We start from the raw sequence: 15,059 nt of genomic DNA, 5'->3' as shown, positions 1-15,059 counted from the left end.
GGGGTGTCCTCACGTATCACCGATCCCGAGCAGCTGAAGGAACTCCTCGGGATCCCGTTCACCCCGGAGCAGACGGCCTGCATCACCGCGCCGCCCGCCCCGCAGGTGATCGTGGCCGGAGCCGGGTCGGGCAAGACGACGGTGATGGCCGCGCGCGTGGTGTGGCTGGTGGGGACCGGCCAGGTCGCCCCGGAACAGGTCCTCGGACTCACCTTCACCAACAAGGCGGCCGGTGAGCTCGCCGAGCGTGTCCGCAAGGCCCTGATCGCGGCCGGTGTGACCGATCCGGACGTCATCGATCCGGACGATCCCCCGGGCGAGCCCAGCATCTCCACGTACCACGCGTTCGCCGGCCGACTTCTCACCGAGCACGGCCTGCGCATCGGACTCGAACCCACCACGCGTCTCCTCGCCGACGCCACCCGCTACCAGCTGGCCGCCCGGGTACTGCGCGAGGCCCCCGGCCCCTATCCGGCCCTGACCAGGTCGTTCCCCACGCTCGTCAGCGATCTGCTGGCGCTGGACGCCGAGCTGGCCGAGCATCTCGTACGCCCCGAACAGCTCGCGGACCACGACACCGAACTGCTCCGCACGCTGGAGACGGCCCGGCTGACCAACGCCGAACTGCGCAAGATCCCCGAGTCCGCCCGGGCCCGTCGCGAGCTGCTGGAGCTGACCAGCCGCTACCGCGAGGCCAAGAAGAGCCGCGACCTCCTCGACTTCGGCGACCAGATCGCCCTCTCCGCGGAGCTGGCCCTCACCCGACCGGAGGTCGGCGCGATCCTGCGCGACACGTTCCGGGTCGTCCTGCTCGACGAGTACCAGGACACCTCGGTCGCCCAGCGCCTGCTGCTCTCCGCCCTCTTCGGCCGTGGCCCCGGGGAGGCAGTCACGGAGGCAGTCACGGAGGCAGTCACGGAGGCAGTCGGGGAGGCAGCCACGGCGGCGGTCACGACGGCGAGGGAAGGGGCGAGGGAAGGGGCTGGGGAAAGGGCGGCGGAAGGGGCGAGCGAAGGGGCCGGGGCGGGGCCCACCGGTCATGCCGTCACCGCCGTCGGCGACCCCTGCCAGGCGATCTACGGCTGGCGCGGTGCCTCCGTCGCGAACCTCGACGACTTCCCGCTCCACTTCCCGCACGCCGACGGAACGCCCGCCACCCGGTACTCCCTCAGCGAGAACCGCCGCAGCGGCGGACGCCTCCTCCACCTCGCCAACGGCCTCGCCGAGCCGCTGCGCGCCATGCACGAGGGCGTCGAGGCGCTGCGCCCCGCCCCGGGCGCCGAGCGCGACGGCATCGTCCGCTGCGCGCTCCTCCGTACCCACACCGAGGAGATCGACTGGCTCGCCGATTCGATCGCCCACCTCGTGCGGACCGGGAAGGCGCCGGGCGAGATCGCCGTCCTGTGCCGCACAGCGGGCGATTTCCCGGAGATCCAGGCCGCGCTGGTCGCCCGCGACATCCCGGTCGAGGTCGTCGGACTGTCCGGGTTGCTGCACCTGCCCGAGGTCGCCGACCTCGTCGCGGTCTGCGAGGTCCTTCAGGATCCCGGTGCCAACGCCTCGCTGGTCCGGCTGCTCACCGGCCCGCGCTGGCGCATCGGCCCCCGCGACCTGGCGCTCCTCGGCCGCCGTGCCCGTCTCCTCGTGCACCGCGCGGCCCCCGGCGACGAGGACGGCTTCGACGTCGACCGCCGCCTCGCCGAGGCCGTCGAAGGCACCGACCCGGCCGAAGTGATCTCGCTCGCCGACGCGCTGGACACCTTCCTCGCGTCGGGCGGCGGGGCGGACGACGGACTTCCGTTCTCCGCCGACGCCCGTGTCCGCTTCGCCCGGTTGGCCGCCGAACTGCGCGACCTGCGCCGCTCGCTGGCCGACCCCCTGATGGACGTACTGCACCGCGTCCTCGCCACCACGGGCCTGGAGGTCGAGCTCTCCGCGTCACCGCACGCGCTGGCGGCCCGGCGCCGCGAGACCCTCGCCAACTTCCTCGACGTCGCGGCCCGCTTCGCCGCCACCGACGGCGACGCCACCCTCCTCGCCTTCCTCGGCTTCCTGCGCACCGCCGTCCAGTACGAGAAGGGCCTGGACAACGCGCTGCCCGGCGGTGAGAACACCGTCAAGGTCCTCACCGCCCACAAGTCGAAGGGTCTGGAGTGGGACGTCGTCGCGGTGCCCGGCCTGGTCACCGGCCAGTTCCCCAGCAGCCAGTCCCGCGACGCGTGGACCTCCCAGCCCAAGGTCCTCCCGCACGCCCTGCGCGGGGACACGGCCACCCTCCCCGCCGTCCACTCCTGGGACGCCAAGGGGCTCAAGGGCTTCAAGGAGGAGATGAAGGCGCACCAGCACACCGAGGAGCTGCGCCTGGGATACGTGACCTTCACGCGCCCCCGCACCCTGCTGCTCGGTTCCGGGCACTGGTGGGGCCCGACCCAGAAGAAGCCGCGCGGCCCGTCCGCCTTCCTGCACGAGCTGTACGAGCACTGCGCGGCAGGGTACGGCGAGATCGAGGCATGGGCGGACGAACCCGACGAGGACGAGGAGAACCCCGCGCTCGCCGAGAAGGACGTCGACCGGGCGTGGCCGCTCCCCCTGGACGGCACCGCCCTGACCCGCCGCCGGGCCGCTGCGGACACGGTGATGGCACACCTGGAGGCCCTGGCCGCGACAGGAAGCACACCGGACGCGTACGGGACAGCGGCCGACGCCCCGGATCCGTACGACGGCTCCTGCGCCGACGACGGTCTGTACACCGACGAGCCGTACGGCGACCCGTACGCGGACGGTCCGGACGGCGGCCCGTTCCCGGACGACGAGGCGTTCCCGGACAACGGCCTGTTCCCCCGCGACGAGGCGTTCTCGGACAACGGCTCGTTCGCCGACGACGAGGCGTTCTCGGACAACGGCTCGTTCGCCGACGACGAGGCATTCCCCGAAGAGACCGGCGACTGGGAGGCACTGTCGACGGAGCCCCCGCCGGCCCACACCGCGCCCGCGCCCCCGAGCCCGCGCCCGGCCCCTGCGCCGTCCGTCCCGGCCGCGCGCACGCCCCCGCCCGCCGAAGAGCACGGTCTCGTGCCCCAGCCTGCCGGGGAGCGCCGCCTCACCCCCGAGGAGTCCCGCACGCTCGCCTCCTGGGACCGTGACCTCGACGCCCTCACCGGCGAACTCCGTCGCGCGCGCGCCACCGTGCGCGACGTCCTCGTGCCCGCCTCGCTCTCCGCCACCCAGCTGCTGCGCCTCGCCGACGACCCCGACGGCTTCGCCCAGGAGCTGGCCCGTCCCATGCCGAGGCCCCCGCAGCCCGCGGCCCGCAGGGGCACCCGTTTCCACGCCTGGGTGGAGTCGCGCTTCGAGGAACTGCCGCTGCCCATGCTCGGGCCGGACGAGCTGCCCGGCGGCGACGAGAGCGACGCCGAGATCGCCGACGAGCGCGACCTCGCCGCACTCAAGGAGGCCTTCGAGCGCACCCCGTACGCCCGCCGCACCCCGTACCGCGTGGAGACACCGTTCCAGATCACTCTGGCCGGCCGTGTGATCCGGGGCCGTATCGACGCGGTGTACCGCACCGGGGACACCTACGAGATCGTCGACTGGAAGACCGCCCGCGCCCACACCGCCGACCCCCTCCAGCTCGCCGTCTACCGCCTGGCCTGGGCCGAGCTGCACGATCTGCCGCTCACCGACGTCACCGCCACGTTCCTGTACGTACGCAGCGGGGAGACCGTCCGCCCCACCCGCCTCCCGGGCCGGGCGGAGCTGGAACGGCTCCTGCTGGACGAACCACCTCCCACGGGGTAGCCGGCATCGTCGCGGCCCGACGCGCCTGCTGTCCTAAGACCTGTCGATCAGCAGCTGGGCGCGCGCGGTCGCGAACAGTCGCCGCTGCGTGGCGAGCTTCCCGGAGTCGGCGGCGGTGTCGAGGAGCAGCTGGTAGACCCGGCCCGCCGTGCCCGCCACGAAGACCTCGACACGCTTTCGGGGCCCGCTCTGACCCGCCCAGTGGTAGTCGATCTCCAGCCAGAGCGCGTCGCGGCCGTTCTGCCGGGTGGTGTGCGTGACGACCTTGAGACCGGCCATCGACGACCTGGCGGTGTCGCGGTACCAGTCGAGCTGCCCGGCGGAGGCCGCCTGGGCGGTCGCCCCGTACGACGTGTCCCGCTTGACGCTCATGTCATGAGCGCGATCCGGGGAGGTCCAGGTGCTCTGGATGCCGTTGCGCTCCTTCCGGTTCCAGCCGTCCGGCACGGCGAAGGCGACCGTGAGGCCGGGTTCGTCGACACGGTGCCAGCCCTTGGGCACGGCCGGCGGGGAGGGCTGCGGCGGGACGGAGGGCTGTGACGACCCCGAGGGCTGTGAGGACTCCGAGGGCGCGGTGTCGGGGTCGACGGTCGCGTCCGGGGCGCCGGGGGCGTCCGTCTCCGGCGGAGCCGGCGTGGACGAGGTGTTTGGGGCGCCGGCATGGTCGGCGATGCTCCGGTTGACCGAGGAGCCGCCGACGAGCGGAACCCCGAACACTGCCAGCAGCAGACCGAAGACAGCGGTGATCGCCGAGACCCACGCCGCTATTTCCCCGGCCCGCCGAATCGGCGGCGTTCCCCCGCCTGAATTGCTCAACTCCCTCTCCTCCCTCGCGGCCGGGCGCCGAGCGCTGTCCCGCGGAGCCTTCGACGGAAACCATTCAACGGGAGGAGCGGCGCTGCCGACAGATATCCGGCCACAGCGAGGGCAGTGCGGCCCGGCGTCGCGCGCGGGCGGACCTCCCTGGGCGAGGCACTAGGCTCAAGGCCATGAGCGAGACCCCGGACAACGCTGTCCGTACGTACACCGAGCAGCACCGCACAGCCTTCCTCGACGACCTCGCCGCCTGGCTGCGCATCCCGTCCGTATCCGCTCAACCGGTCCATGACGGGGACGTACGACGCAGCGCCGAGTGGCTGTGCGCCAAACTCGGGGAGACCGGTTTCCCGGTCACCGAGATCTGGGAGACGCCCGGCGCTCCCGCGGTCTTCGCCGAGTGGCCGTCCGCCGACCCGGACGCTCCGACCGTCCTCGTCTACGGGCACCACGACGTGCAGCCCGCCGCCCGCGAGGACGGCTGGGACACCGACCCGTTCGAGCCGGTGATCCGCGACGGCCGCCTGTACGGGCGGGGCGCCGCCGACGACAAGGGGCAGGTGTTCTTCCACACCCTCGGCGTCCGGGCCCACCTCGCCACGACCGGCCGCACCACCCCCGCCGTCCACCTCAAGCTGCTGGTCGAGGGCGAGGAGGAGTCCGGCTCACCGCACTTCCGCGCCCTGGTCGAAGAGCGGGCAGCCCGGCTCACCGCCGACGCCGTGATCGTCTCCGACACCGGCATGTGGGACGAGACGACCCCCACGGTCTGTACCGGCATGCGCGGCCTCGCCGAGTGCGAGATCGAGCTGTACGGCCCCGAGCAGGACATCCACTCCGGCTCGTTCGGCGGCGCGGTCCCCAACCCGGCGACGGCGGTGGCCCGGCTCGTCGCCGCGCTGCACGACGCGGACGGCCGGGTCGCGATCCCCGGTTTCTACGACGGCGTGACGGAACTCACCGCCGCCGAGCGCGCGCTCTTCGCCGAGCTGCCCTTCGACGAAGCCACCTGGCTGCGTACCGCCAAGTCGCGAGCGGCGTCGGGCGAAGCGGGCTACTCCACGCTGGAACGCATCTGGGCCCGCCCCACCGCGGAGGTCAACGGCATCGGCGGCGGCTACCAGGGCGCCGGAAGCAAGACGATCATCCCGTCCTCCGCCCTGGTGAAGATCAGCTTCCGGCTGGTCGCGGGCCAGGACCCCGACCACATCCAGCAGGCCGTGCGGACCTGGGCCGGGACACAGATCCCGGCCGGTGTCCGGCACCGGATCACCTTCGCTCCGGCCACCCGCCCCTGTCTGACCCCGCTGGACCACCCCGCCCTGCAGGCTGTGGCCCGCGCCATGGGACGGGCCTTCGGCCAGAAGATCCTCTTCACCCGCGAGGGAGGCTCGGGACCGGCCGCCGACCTGCAGGACGTACTCGGCGCACCCGTCCTCTTCCTGGGCATCTCCGTACCGTCCGACGGCTGGCACGCCCCCAACGAGAAGGTCGAGATCGACCTCCTGTGCAAGGGCGTGGAGACAACCGCCCACCTCTGGGGCGAGCTGGCCGCCGCCCTCCGCTGAATCCTCTGAACACCCGATCCGTCCCGGGGGAGTAGGAAGCACCTGTGAGCACCTTCGACAACGCCACCGCAGACCGGCCCATCGGTCTCACCGCGCCCAGCGGCATCGACCGCGCGGCGCACCACCGCCTCGACGAGGCATGGCTGTCCGCCGCGTGGAGCCACCCGACCACCCGTGTGTTCGTCGTCTCCGGCGGGCAGGTGCTGATCGACGACACGGCCGACGGGGGCACGGAGATCGTCATGACCCCGGCCTTCGAGGCGCCGCTCACCGAGACCCACCGCTACTTCCTCGGCACCGACGAGGACGGCGTCAGTTACTTCGCACTCCAGAAGGACTCCCTGCCCGGCCGGATGGACCAGCCGGCCCGTCCGGCGGGGCTGCGCGAGGCCGGACTGCTGCTCGGCCCCCGCGACGCGGGTCTGATGGTGCACGCGGTGGCCCTGGAGAACTGGCAGCGCCTGCACCGCTTCTGCTCGCGTTGCGGCGAGCGCACGGTCATCGCGGCCGCCGGGCACATCCGCCGCTGCCCGGCCTGTGGCGCCGAGCACTATCCCCGCACCGACCCCGCGGTCATCATGCTGGTGACGGACGACCAGGACCGGGCCCTGCTGGGCCGCCAGGTGCACTGGCCCGAGGGCCGCTTCTCGACGCTTGCGGGCTTCGTCGAGCCGGGTGAGTCGATCGAGCAGTCCGTGGCCCGTGAGGTGTTCGAGGAAGCGGGCATCACGGTCGGCAAGGTCGAGTACATCGCCAGCCAGCCCTGGCCGTTCCCGTCGAGCCTGATGCTCGGCTTCATGGCACGGGCCACGTCGGCGGAGATCGACGTGGACGGTGAGGAGATCGAGGAGGCCCGCTGGTTCTCCCGCGAGGACCTGACGGCGGCCTTCGAGTCGGGCGAGGTCATGCCCCCGTTCGGCATCTCGATCGCGGCCCGCCTGATCGAACTCTGGTACGGCAAGCCGCTCCCGAAGCCCGGCGCCGTCGGCTGACCCGCGGCGCACCGCACGAGGGGCGTGCAGCACCCCCAGGACATGTACGGCGGCGGCGTGCCCTTGGACAGGTACGGGACCGCCCGGCAGCACGTGCCCCGGACGCGCACCGGGCGGGCGCGTACAGCGACGCCCTCTCCGGCCGCGACCGGAGAGGGCGTCACCACGCCGCGGAACCGTGTGGTCAGGCTGCGAGCGCCTGCTTCACCTGGGCCAGGGACGGGTTCGTCATGACGGCCTCGACACCCGTGGAGCCGACCACGAGGACGGTGGGAACGGTCTGGTTGCCCCCGTTGGCCTTCTCCACGAAGGCCGCGGAGTCCGGGTCCTGCTCGATGTTGATCTCGTTGTACGCGATGCCTTCGCGGTCCATCTGGCCCTTGAGCCGACGGCAGTAGCCGCACCACGTGGTGCTGTACATCGTCACAGTGCCCGGCATATTCTCGCGCTCCTCTGTTTCTTCGGTCGTGTCAGACCCGTCGGTCTTCTCAGTCTCATCCGTCACGCGGAGAAGCTGGAAAGTGCGTCACCGCACGGAAGAGGAACGTACGTGAGCCGAGCACCATTCCCGGCACCACCCCAGCACCACCCCAGCATCGGCCCGCTGGCGCCCCGCTGACGCCGCGCGTCAGGGGCCCGACTCTCCGGTGTCGGCGTAGGCCGTCCCTCAGGCGCCAGTCGACCGTCACTCCCGTGTCCGGCCGTCACTCCTGTGTCCGGTCGGTGTCACTCCTGTGTCGACGGGCCGTCGCCCCGCATTAGTACGACAGATGCGGTCCCCCTGTGGACAACCTCCGCGCCCGCCTCTTCCGACCTGGCAGCATGGCGGGGTGACAGCAGCAACGCATTCCTCCCTTTTCCCGCAGGTTCCCGAGTCGGCCGACGCCGTGCTCGACGGCCTGGACCCCGAGCAGCGCGAGGTCGCGACGGCCCTGCACGGCCCGGTGTGCGTCCTGGCCGGAGCCGGTACGGGCAAGACGCGTGCGATCACCCATCGCATCGCCTACGGGGTGCGCGCCGGGATACTCCAGCCGGCGAGTGTGCTTGCCGTCACGTTCACCAACCGGGCCGCGGGCGAGATGCGGGGGCGGCTGCGCCAGCTCGGCGCCGGCGGGGTCCAGGCACGGACGTTCCACTCCGCCGCCCTGCGCCAGCTCCAGTACTTCTGGCCGAGAGCGGTCGGTGGCGAGCTGCCCCGGCTGCTGGAGCGCAAGGTCCAGCTGGTTGCCGAGGCCGCGGCTCGCTGCGGCATCCGGCTCGACCGCACCGAGCTGCGCGACGTCACCAGTGAGATCGAGTGGTCCAAGGTCACCCAGACCGTGCCTGCCGACTATCCGGCCGTGGTCGCCAAGACGCAGCGCGACGCCCCGCGCGATCCGGCCGAGATCGCCCAGATCTACGGGATGTACGAGCAGCTGAAGCGCGACCGCTCGGTGATCGACTTCGAGGACGTGCTGCTTCTCACCGTCGCCATTCTTCAGGACCGCCATGACATCGCCGACCATGTCCGCCGCCAGTACCAGCACTTCGTCGTCGACGAGTACCAGGACGTCAGCCCGCTCCAGCAGCGGCTGCTCGATCTCTGGCTCGGCGACAGGGAGACCCTGTGCGTCGTCGGTGACGCCAGCCAGACGATCTACTCCTTCACCGGAGCCACCCCCGACCATCTGCTGAACTTCCGCACCCGTCATCCCCACGCGACGGTGGTCAAGCTGGTCCGGGACTACCGCTCCACCCCTCAGGTCGTTCATCTGGCCAACGGGCTGCTCAGCCAAGCCCGTGGCCGCGCCGCCGAACACCGGCTGGAACTCGTCTCCCAGCGCGAGCCGGGCCCCGAGCCCGGCTACACGGAATACGCGGACGAGCCCGCGGAGGCCGAGGGCACCGCCCGCCGCATCCGCGATCTGATCGCCGCGGGCGTCCCGGCAGGTGAGATCGCCGTGCTTTACCGGGTCAACTCCCAGTCCGAGGTCTACGAGCAGGCCCTCGCGGACGCGGGGGTGCCGTACCAGCTGCGGGGCGCGGAGCGCTTCTTCGAGCGCGCGGAGGTGCGGGAGGCGGGCGTCGCCCTGCGCGGCGCGGCCCGCGCGGGGGACAACGACTCCTTGCTCGACGACGCGGAGGGGCTGCCTGCGGAGGTGCGCGCGGTGCTTTCGACCAAGGGGTGGACCACCGAACCGCCCGCGGGTTCCGGCGCGGTGCGCGACCGCTGGGAGTCGCTGGCCGCACTGGTCAGGCTCGCCGAGGACTTCGAGCGGGCCAGGCCGGGGGCGACGCTCTCGGATCTGGTGGCGGAGCTCGACGAGCGCGCAGCCGCCCAGCACGCCCCCACGGTCCAGGGGGTCACACTCGCCTCGCTGCACTCGGCGAAGGGCCTGGAGTGGGATGCCGTGTTCCTGGTCGGGCTGACCGAGGGCATGATGCCGATCACCTACGCCAAGACCGACGAGCAGATCGAGGAGGAGCGTCGGCTGCTGTACGTCGGCACCACCCGGGCGCGCTTCCATCTGTCCTTGTCATGGTCGCTGTCCCGCTCACCCGGTGGCCGTGCCGGACGACGCCCGAGCCGGTTCCTGAACGGACTGCGTCCCGGCTCGGCGGCTGTCGGCACGCGCGGCGCGGCCGGAGGCGGCGGTGTCGAACGGGGTCCGGGGCCGGTCGCCAAGCGCGGCCGTCGCGGGCCTGCCCGGTGCCGGGTCTGCGGCAAGACCCTCACCGACGCGGGCGAGATGAAGCTGATGCGCTGCGACGACTGTCCCTCCGACATGGACGAGGCGCTGTACGAGCGGCTGCGCGACTGGCGGGCGGCCCGGGCGAAGGAGATCGGCCAGCCCGCGTACTGCGTGTTCACCGACAAGACGCTGATGGCCATCGCGGAGGCGGTGCCCGGCAGCGCGGGCGAACTGGCGATGATCTCCGGGGTCGGCACGCGGAAGCTGGACCGGTTCGGGACCGCGGTCCTCGCCATGTGCGCAGGTGAGACGGTGGGGGACGAGCTCGGTGACGCCGTTGACGAGATGTGAGAAAAACTCGTCGGAAAAATAGTTTGCGCCCGCCCCAGTCATCACCATAGGTTCTTAACCACGGGAACAGCGACTTCTCTGAAGCCCTGGTCCTGTGCTGTACTTATCCGAATAGGCAGGACCGATCCACCGGTCCGCCCGAGACGCCGAGAGGAGGCGATTGAAGTGATCAGCATCATCAAGACCAACAAAATGACCGATCTTTCGGTCGTCTCCGCCTGCTCGCTCGGCCTCGCCCGCTCTTCGGCGGCCTCGCTGCGTGGCACCGGTCTGTCCGGCATTTCCGCCGTCAGCCCGCTGTCCCTGTCAGGTCTCCCCGTGCGGGAGCGCAATGAGCGACCGACCCAGGCACCGGCAGCAGCAGTAGTGAAGGGACAGGCCCAGGCCTATGCCTTCGCGGCCGTCGGTGCAGGAGCGGAATTCGGCACCAAGAAGCAGACGATGCATCACACGATGTGGGCCTTCCGTGGGCCTGAACCCTGGAGTCATCCAGCCTGATTCAGCATCAGGCCGGCGCCTTCAGGGCCGCGGAACCCCACTCGGGATCCGCGGCCCTTTTGTTTTGTCCAAACGGACGAGACAGCGCGAAGGAGCCTCGGGACAAGCAGCACCCGGTACCAGCCGCCCCCCGGTCAACAGACCGGAACGACCAGACGAGGACACCACCCACCGTGCAACTCGAAACGCACGCCCCGTCCGTACCGCCTTCCGAAACGATCCCGCCGCCCGGCCCCACGGAGGACTCCACCTTGATCCCCCTCACCGCGCTCACCGCGCTCGACGACGCCATCGAGAACCTCGGCGTGCCCGTCCCCTGCCGTTCCTACGACCCGGAGGTCTTCTTCGCGGAGTCGCCGGCCGATGTCGAGTACGCCAAGTCCCTCTGTCGCACCTGCCCGCTCGTCCAGGCCTGCCTCGCCGGGGCCAAGGAGCGTCGCGAGCCGTGGGGCGTCTGGGGCGGTGAGCTCTTCATCCAGGGCGTTGTCGTTGCCCGCAAGCGGCCGCGTGGCCGTCCGCGCAAGAACCCGGTCGCGGCGTGACCGCCGGACTGGGGGTCACGGCCCCCACACCCATGAAACGCATCGGAACCATCGACCGCCCCCACACCCACGATCCCCGAAATCAGGCACCCATGTCCGTCCCCACGAATGAGCCCGTCGGCTCCGCAACACCGAACGTCACGATCATCGGCGCGAACGACTCGCGTCAGAACAGGACCCGCGAGATGCAACTCATCCCAGAAGCCATGGCGCGTGCCCATATGCACGACCGCCTGAGGGAGGCCGACACGCAACGCCAGGCCGTGCGCCTGGTCGCCTCGCGTCGGATGCAGCGCAGGGCGGAGCGCGCCTCGATGCGCGCCCGCCGAGCGCTGGCCATGGCCGTCATGCACTAGTGCCCCTCCCGGCGCCTGCCAGGCCGAACACCAGCAACATCCGCTGCCGGGCAACCGCTCCGCCCGGCAGCAGTCAGTACCGATAGTCAGTACCCCTTCCGCGGGGGCCGGTCCGAACGGGCCGGCCCCCGCGGTCGTGCTGCGCGGTCGGTCGTGCTGCGCGGTCGTGCTGTGTGGTTGCCGTGCGGCCCAGCCGCGGCGGAGTTATCGTCACGAGGTGGACGAGGAGACTCATCACCGGATTTCGCAACCCGCGCAGGGGGACACCTCCGTGGTCCTCTGCGCCCTGTGCCGTACCCCCGCCGACAGCGAGAACGCACCGCCGACCTGGATCTGCTCTGTGGAGAACGGCCGACGCCGGTACTTCTGCGGAGGGTGCGCCCGCACCCACATCAGGGCGATCGAGAGCCGTCTCGACTCAGCCCGGTGGTGACAGCCGGGGCGACGACGGGACACGGCGGCCCCGGGACACGGCCGCGCAGGACGTGGGCCTGGCGCGCAGGAGCGCAGGACATGCGCCCCGGGGTGCCGCGCCCCGGGCGTGAGCGAGAACGCGTGCCGGGCACCCGGGTTGCGAGTGACGCCCCGTGACCAGTGCCGGTGGTCGCGAGTGACGCCCGTGACCGGTGCCGGGGCCTGATCGACGCCCCGGTGCCGGTGCCGGTGCGGGGGCCTGATCTGCGACCCGGTCCCGGTGCTGGGGTCGGGAACCGGCCTACGCGCCTGCAGCAGCCTCACCCGCCAACTCCTGCACCGGGGACTCCTGCTCATGCACCGCCAGGAACCCCGGCACCCAGGATTCGAGTTCGTCGCGGAGCCGGACCGTCGCCCCCAGTTGGCACAGCACTCCGATCGTGCTCAGCGTCACCCGGTGTATCAGCAGATAGGCAGGCGGCAGATTCAGTCGCTTGCCCAGTTGGTGGGCGGGCGAGCGGGGGTCCGCGATCCGCGCCGCCTGATTGCGCATCCAACCCCGGGTGAAGGTGAACTCCTCCACCTGCGCCGGTTCGATGATCGGGAGGAGATAGTCGAGCACAGCGTCCGGGTCGAGGTCGATCGACTCCTTGACGAAGCCCTCCGCGCGCAGCAACTCGTACACCGCGTCCGCGTCACCTGCCAGCGTCAGCCGCAAGGAGTCCCCGATGGGGTGCGGCAGACCACCCGGCAGCCGGTCCACTGTGCCGAAGTCAAGGACTCCGAGCCGCCACTGACCGGCCTCGCCGGCCTCATCGTCCGGGGGCAGCAGCCGGAAATTGCCCGGATGGGGGTCCGCGTGCAGCAGCCCGGTGCGCGCCGGGCCCGAGAAGAGAAAGCGCGCCAGAAGCTGACCGGCCCGGTCCCGCTGTTCCGGCGTGCCCTCCGCGATCACGTCGGCCAGCGGAACACCGTCCATCCACTCCGTCACCAGCACCTGGTCCGACTGGTGCACCACACCGGGGATCACGACATCCGGGTCGGCGGCGAACTCCTCGGCGTGGTCCCGCTGCGACCGTGCCTCCTGCTCGTAGTCCAGTTCCTCCGAGACCCGGTCGCGCAGCTCCGTGATGAGCGGCTTGATGTCCATTCCGGGAATCAGCGGGCCGAGCAGCCGGGCGAACCTGCTGAGTTGGGCCAGATCCGAGAGCAGCGCCTCCCCGGCGCCCGGATACTGCACCTTCACCGCGACGTCCCGCCCGTCGTGCCACACCGCCCGGTGCACCTGACCGATCGACGCGGCGGCCGACGGCCTGTCCTCGAATTCGAGGAACAGCTCCCGCCACTCCTCGCCGAGCCGTTCCGCCAGCACCGCGTGCACCGTGCCGCTGGGCAGGGGCGGGGCGGCTTCCTGCAGTTTGGTGAGCGCCGCTCTGTACGGTCCGGCGACCTCCTCGGGCAGCGCCGACTCGAAGACGGACAGGGCCTGCCCCAGCTTCATCGCCCCGCCCTTCAATTCGCCCAGGACCTTGAAGAGCTGGTCCGCGGTGCGCTGCTGGACCTCCCGGGCGACCAGCTCCGCGGACTTTCCGCCGATCCGCTTGCCCAGACCCCACGTGGCACGGCCGGCGAAACCCAGTGGCAGGGCGGCCAGCTTGGCGGTACGGGTGACCGCCTTCCGGGGAAGATCAGACATGAGCCCCTCCAAATCCCAGACTGCCGTACCGCGTGCGGCGGTTACCCGGCCATTGTGTCGTGTGCCGCTTCGACCCCGGAGGCACGCTCCCTCACAGTGTGCCCAGCCGCTCCGCATGAACAGCCGAGGTGAGCCCCGATCCGCTCGGACCGCCAGTCCAACAGCGGCAGTGCCGCCTCCCAGCGCGTCCCCGTACTGGCCGGAAGGTCCCCGTCCAGGAAGGACAGTGCGTGGGCGGCCGCCAAACCGGCCACCGCTGTCGCCAGCCCCAGGTCACATGCCTGCACGGCGGTGCGCCGCCCCGACTGCCACTGAGCGAGCATCCTGGGCCACTGCTCGTCGCGGTCCGCGCGCCCCAGCGCCAGACACCCCGCGCACGCCGTACCCCCGGGCAGGACCAGGGGCCCGACCACACCCGTCGCCTCCAGTACTCCGGCATAGAGATGGGGGGTTCCCGAAGCGATCCACGGCTCTGCCGGACGCGGGTCGGGGGCGTACACGGCGAGGCCGTCGCGAGGGGCGACCACAACCAGCGACAGTCCCGGCTCACCGCCCGCCGGGGATCCCGCCGCCTCCGGCCCCCGGGGAGCCGGCCCCGAGGCGGATCTGCGCACCAACTGCCGGGCAGCGGTGTCTCTGCGCTCGCCGACGGCTGTCGGGGGGAGCCCTCCGGGCGATACGTCGCACGGCTCGGCGCACCCGCCGTCCAGAACCTCCACCCGGCCCACCCCCGACCCGGACAGCACCGCCGCGATCGCCGCACCGACCCGGCCGGCCCCCCGCACCTGGACCCGCATCGCCCGGCGGGCCGCCAGCCGCCGCATCCCGCCGCCCGGCTCGGGATGGACGACGGAGAGCGACGCCAGGTCGGGGCGGTGCCGCTCCAGCACCCCGGGCCGGTCGCGCAACGCATCGGTCTCCGGTCCGGCAGCCCGCACATCGTCGACCAGGCCCGCATCCGTCAAAAGGTCGACGAGCGTGTCCACTTGACCACCCGACAGATCCAGGGCGCGGCCCTCCTCGCGCAGCATCGGCAGGCCGCGCGTGCCGTCGAGCAGTTCGAGGAAGCAGCCCGTGGCGATATCCATCGGACCCAGCTTCACCGCATGCGCGGGGGTCACCCCGAATTGCACGGTGCCCCGGCCACGCCAGGCGCGGCGCAGTGCGGGCTTCAACATCGGATACATGGTCTTCCCCCGGTCCGTGTTCCCTGATTTCTGTGTGTGGGCTGTGGCCCGGATCCCGCGAGATCCTTCGTCAGAATGCAGGCCGGCGCCGAAACGTGCAGAAAGTTATCCACAGGTACGCGGTATTAGTCGTTCAAATGGTGCGCGGCGAAGCGGATCGGCAGCGAAC

The 15,059-nt window shown here is 71.5% G+C and carries 12 protein-coding genes; 8 read left to right on the top strand and 4 right to left on the bottom strand.

The annotated features are described in order from the left end of the window. The first annotated feature begins 3 nt into the window (after positions 1-3). Complete coding sequence (locus tag ACFVUT_RS07195) at positions 4-3,798, top strand: UvrD-helicase domain-containing protein (protein ID WP_389644025.1); 3,795 nt, start codon at positions 4-6, stop codon at positions 3,796-3,798. A gap of 33 nt (positions 3,799-3,831) precedes the next feature. Here ACFVUT_RS07195 and ACFVUT_RS07190 read toward each other — a convergent pair whose 3' ends face one another. Further along, positions 3,832-4,614 (bottom strand): hypothetical protein, encoded by a 783-nt coding sequence (locus ACFVUT_RS07190; protein WP_389644028.1) that lies wholly within the window; start codon positions 4,612-4,614, stop codon positions 3,832-3,834. Positions 4,615-4,787: 173 nt separating this feature from the next. Here ACFVUT_RS07190 and ACFVUT_RS07185 point away from each other — a divergent pair, with 173 nt between their 5' ends. Together ACFVUT_RS07185 and nudC are read left to right on the top strand one after the other, a co-directional pair. Further along, positions 4,788-6,182 (top strand): dipeptidase, encoded by a 1,395-nt coding sequence (locus ACFVUT_RS07185; protein WP_389644032.1) that lies wholly within the window; start codon positions 4,788-4,790, stop codon positions 6,180-6,182. Between the two features lie 44 nt (positions 6,183-6,226). Next, entirely contained in the window at positions 6,227-7,174 is a 948-nt protein-coding gene (gene nudC / locus ACFVUT_RS07180) for an NAD(+) diphosphatase (RefSeq protein ID WP_389644034.1), read from the top strand. A 184-nt stretch (positions 7,175-7,358) separates the two neighbouring features. Here the strand turns inward: nudC and ACFVUT_RS07175 are convergent, their stop codons facing one another. Beyond that, complete coding sequence (locus ACFVUT_RS07175) at positions 7,359-7,613, bottom strand: mycoredoxin (protein WP_389644037.1); 255 nt, start codon at positions 7,611-7,613, stop codon at positions 7,359-7,361. Positions 7,614-8,004: 391 nt separating this feature from the next. On the opposite strand from ACFVUT_RS07175, the gene ACFVUT_RS07170 reads away from it, so the two are divergent. The 5 genes from ACFVUT_RS07170 to ACFVUT_RS07150 all read left to right on the top strand — a co-directional run bounded on the left by ACFVUT_RS07170 (position 8,005) and on the right by ACFVUT_RS07150 (position 12,026). Next, positions 8,005-10,197, top strand: coding sequence for an ATP-dependent DNA helicase UvrD2 (locus ACFVUT_RS07170; protein WP_389644040.1), 2,193 nt, complete (start codon positions 8,005-8,007; stop codon positions 10,195-10,197). 165 nt (positions 10,198-10,362) lie between these two features. Next, positions 10,363-10,695 carry a hypothetical protein gene (locus tag ACFVUT_RS07165; RefSeq protein WP_389644043.1) on the top strand — a complete coding sequence of 111 codons (333 nt, stop codon included), beginning with the start codon at positions 10,363-10,365 and terminating at the stop codon, positions 10,693-10,695. Between the two features lie 173 nt (positions 10,696-10,868). Next, positions 10,869-11,237, top strand: coding sequence for a WhiB family transcriptional regulator (locus ACFVUT_RS07160; RefSeq protein ID WP_389644047.1), 369 nt, complete (start codon positions 10,869-10,871; stop codon positions 11,235-11,237). Positions 11,238-11,269: 32 nt separating this feature from the next. Beyond that, complete coding sequence (locus ACFVUT_RS07155; protein WP_389644049.1) at positions 11,270-11,593, top strand: hypothetical protein; 324 nt, start codon at positions 11,270-11,272, stop codon at positions 11,591-11,593. 217 nt (positions 11,594-11,810) lie between these two features. Continuing rightward, complete coding sequence (locus ACFVUT_RS07150; protein ID WP_389644052.1) at positions 11,811-12,026, top strand: hypothetical protein; 216 nt, start codon at positions 11,811-11,813, stop codon at positions 12,024-12,026. 282 nt (positions 12,027-12,308) lie between these two features. Here ACFVUT_RS07150 and ACFVUT_RS07145 read toward each other — a convergent pair whose 3' ends face one another. Further along, entirely contained in the window at positions 12,309-13,703 is a 1,395-nt protein-coding gene (locus tag ACFVUT_RS07145) for an ABC1 kinase family protein (RefSeq protein ID WP_389644055.1), read from the bottom strand. A 41-nt stretch (positions 13,704-13,744) separates the two neighbouring features. Beyond that, a complete protein-coding gene (locus ACFVUT_RS07140) occupies positions 13,745-14,890 on the bottom strand; it encodes a ThiF family adenylyltransferase (protein WP_389644058.1) in 1,146 nt (381 codons plus the stop codon). Between the last annotated feature and the right edge of the window lie 169 nt (positions 14,891-15,059).

It is taken from the genome of Streptomyces sp. NPDC058051 (assembly GCF_042885475.1).
Taxonomy (GTDB): domain Bacteria; phylum Actinomycetota; class Actinomycetes; order Streptomycetales; family Streptomycetaceae; genus Streptomyces.
Note: the sequence above shows the minus strand (reverse complement) of the source record. Positions and strands in the feature narration are given on the sequence as shown.

Bases quoted from the DNA above. Each gene is read 5' to 3' on its own strand.
- ACFVUT_RS07185 (WP_389644032.1), top strand. From the start codon at position 4,788: ATGAGCGAGACCCCGGACAACGCTGTCCGTACGTACACCGAGCAGCAC.
- ACFVUT_RS07175 (WP_389644037.1), bottom strand. From the start codon at position 7,613: ATGCCGGGCACTGTGACGATGTACAGCACCACGTGGTGCGGCTACTGC.
- ACFVUT_RS07155 (WP_389644049.1), top strand. From the start codon at position 11,270: ATGAAACGCATCGGAACCATCGACCGCCCCCACACCCACGATCCCCGA.
- ACFVUT_RS07145 (WP_389644055.1), bottom strand. From the start codon at position 13,703: ATGTCTGATCTTCCCCGGAAGGCGGTCACCCGTACCGCCAAGCTGGCC.
- ACFVUT_RS07140 (WP_389644058.1), bottom strand. From the start codon at position 14,890: ATGTATCCGATGTTGAAGCCCGCACTGCGCCGCGCCTGGCGTGGCCGG.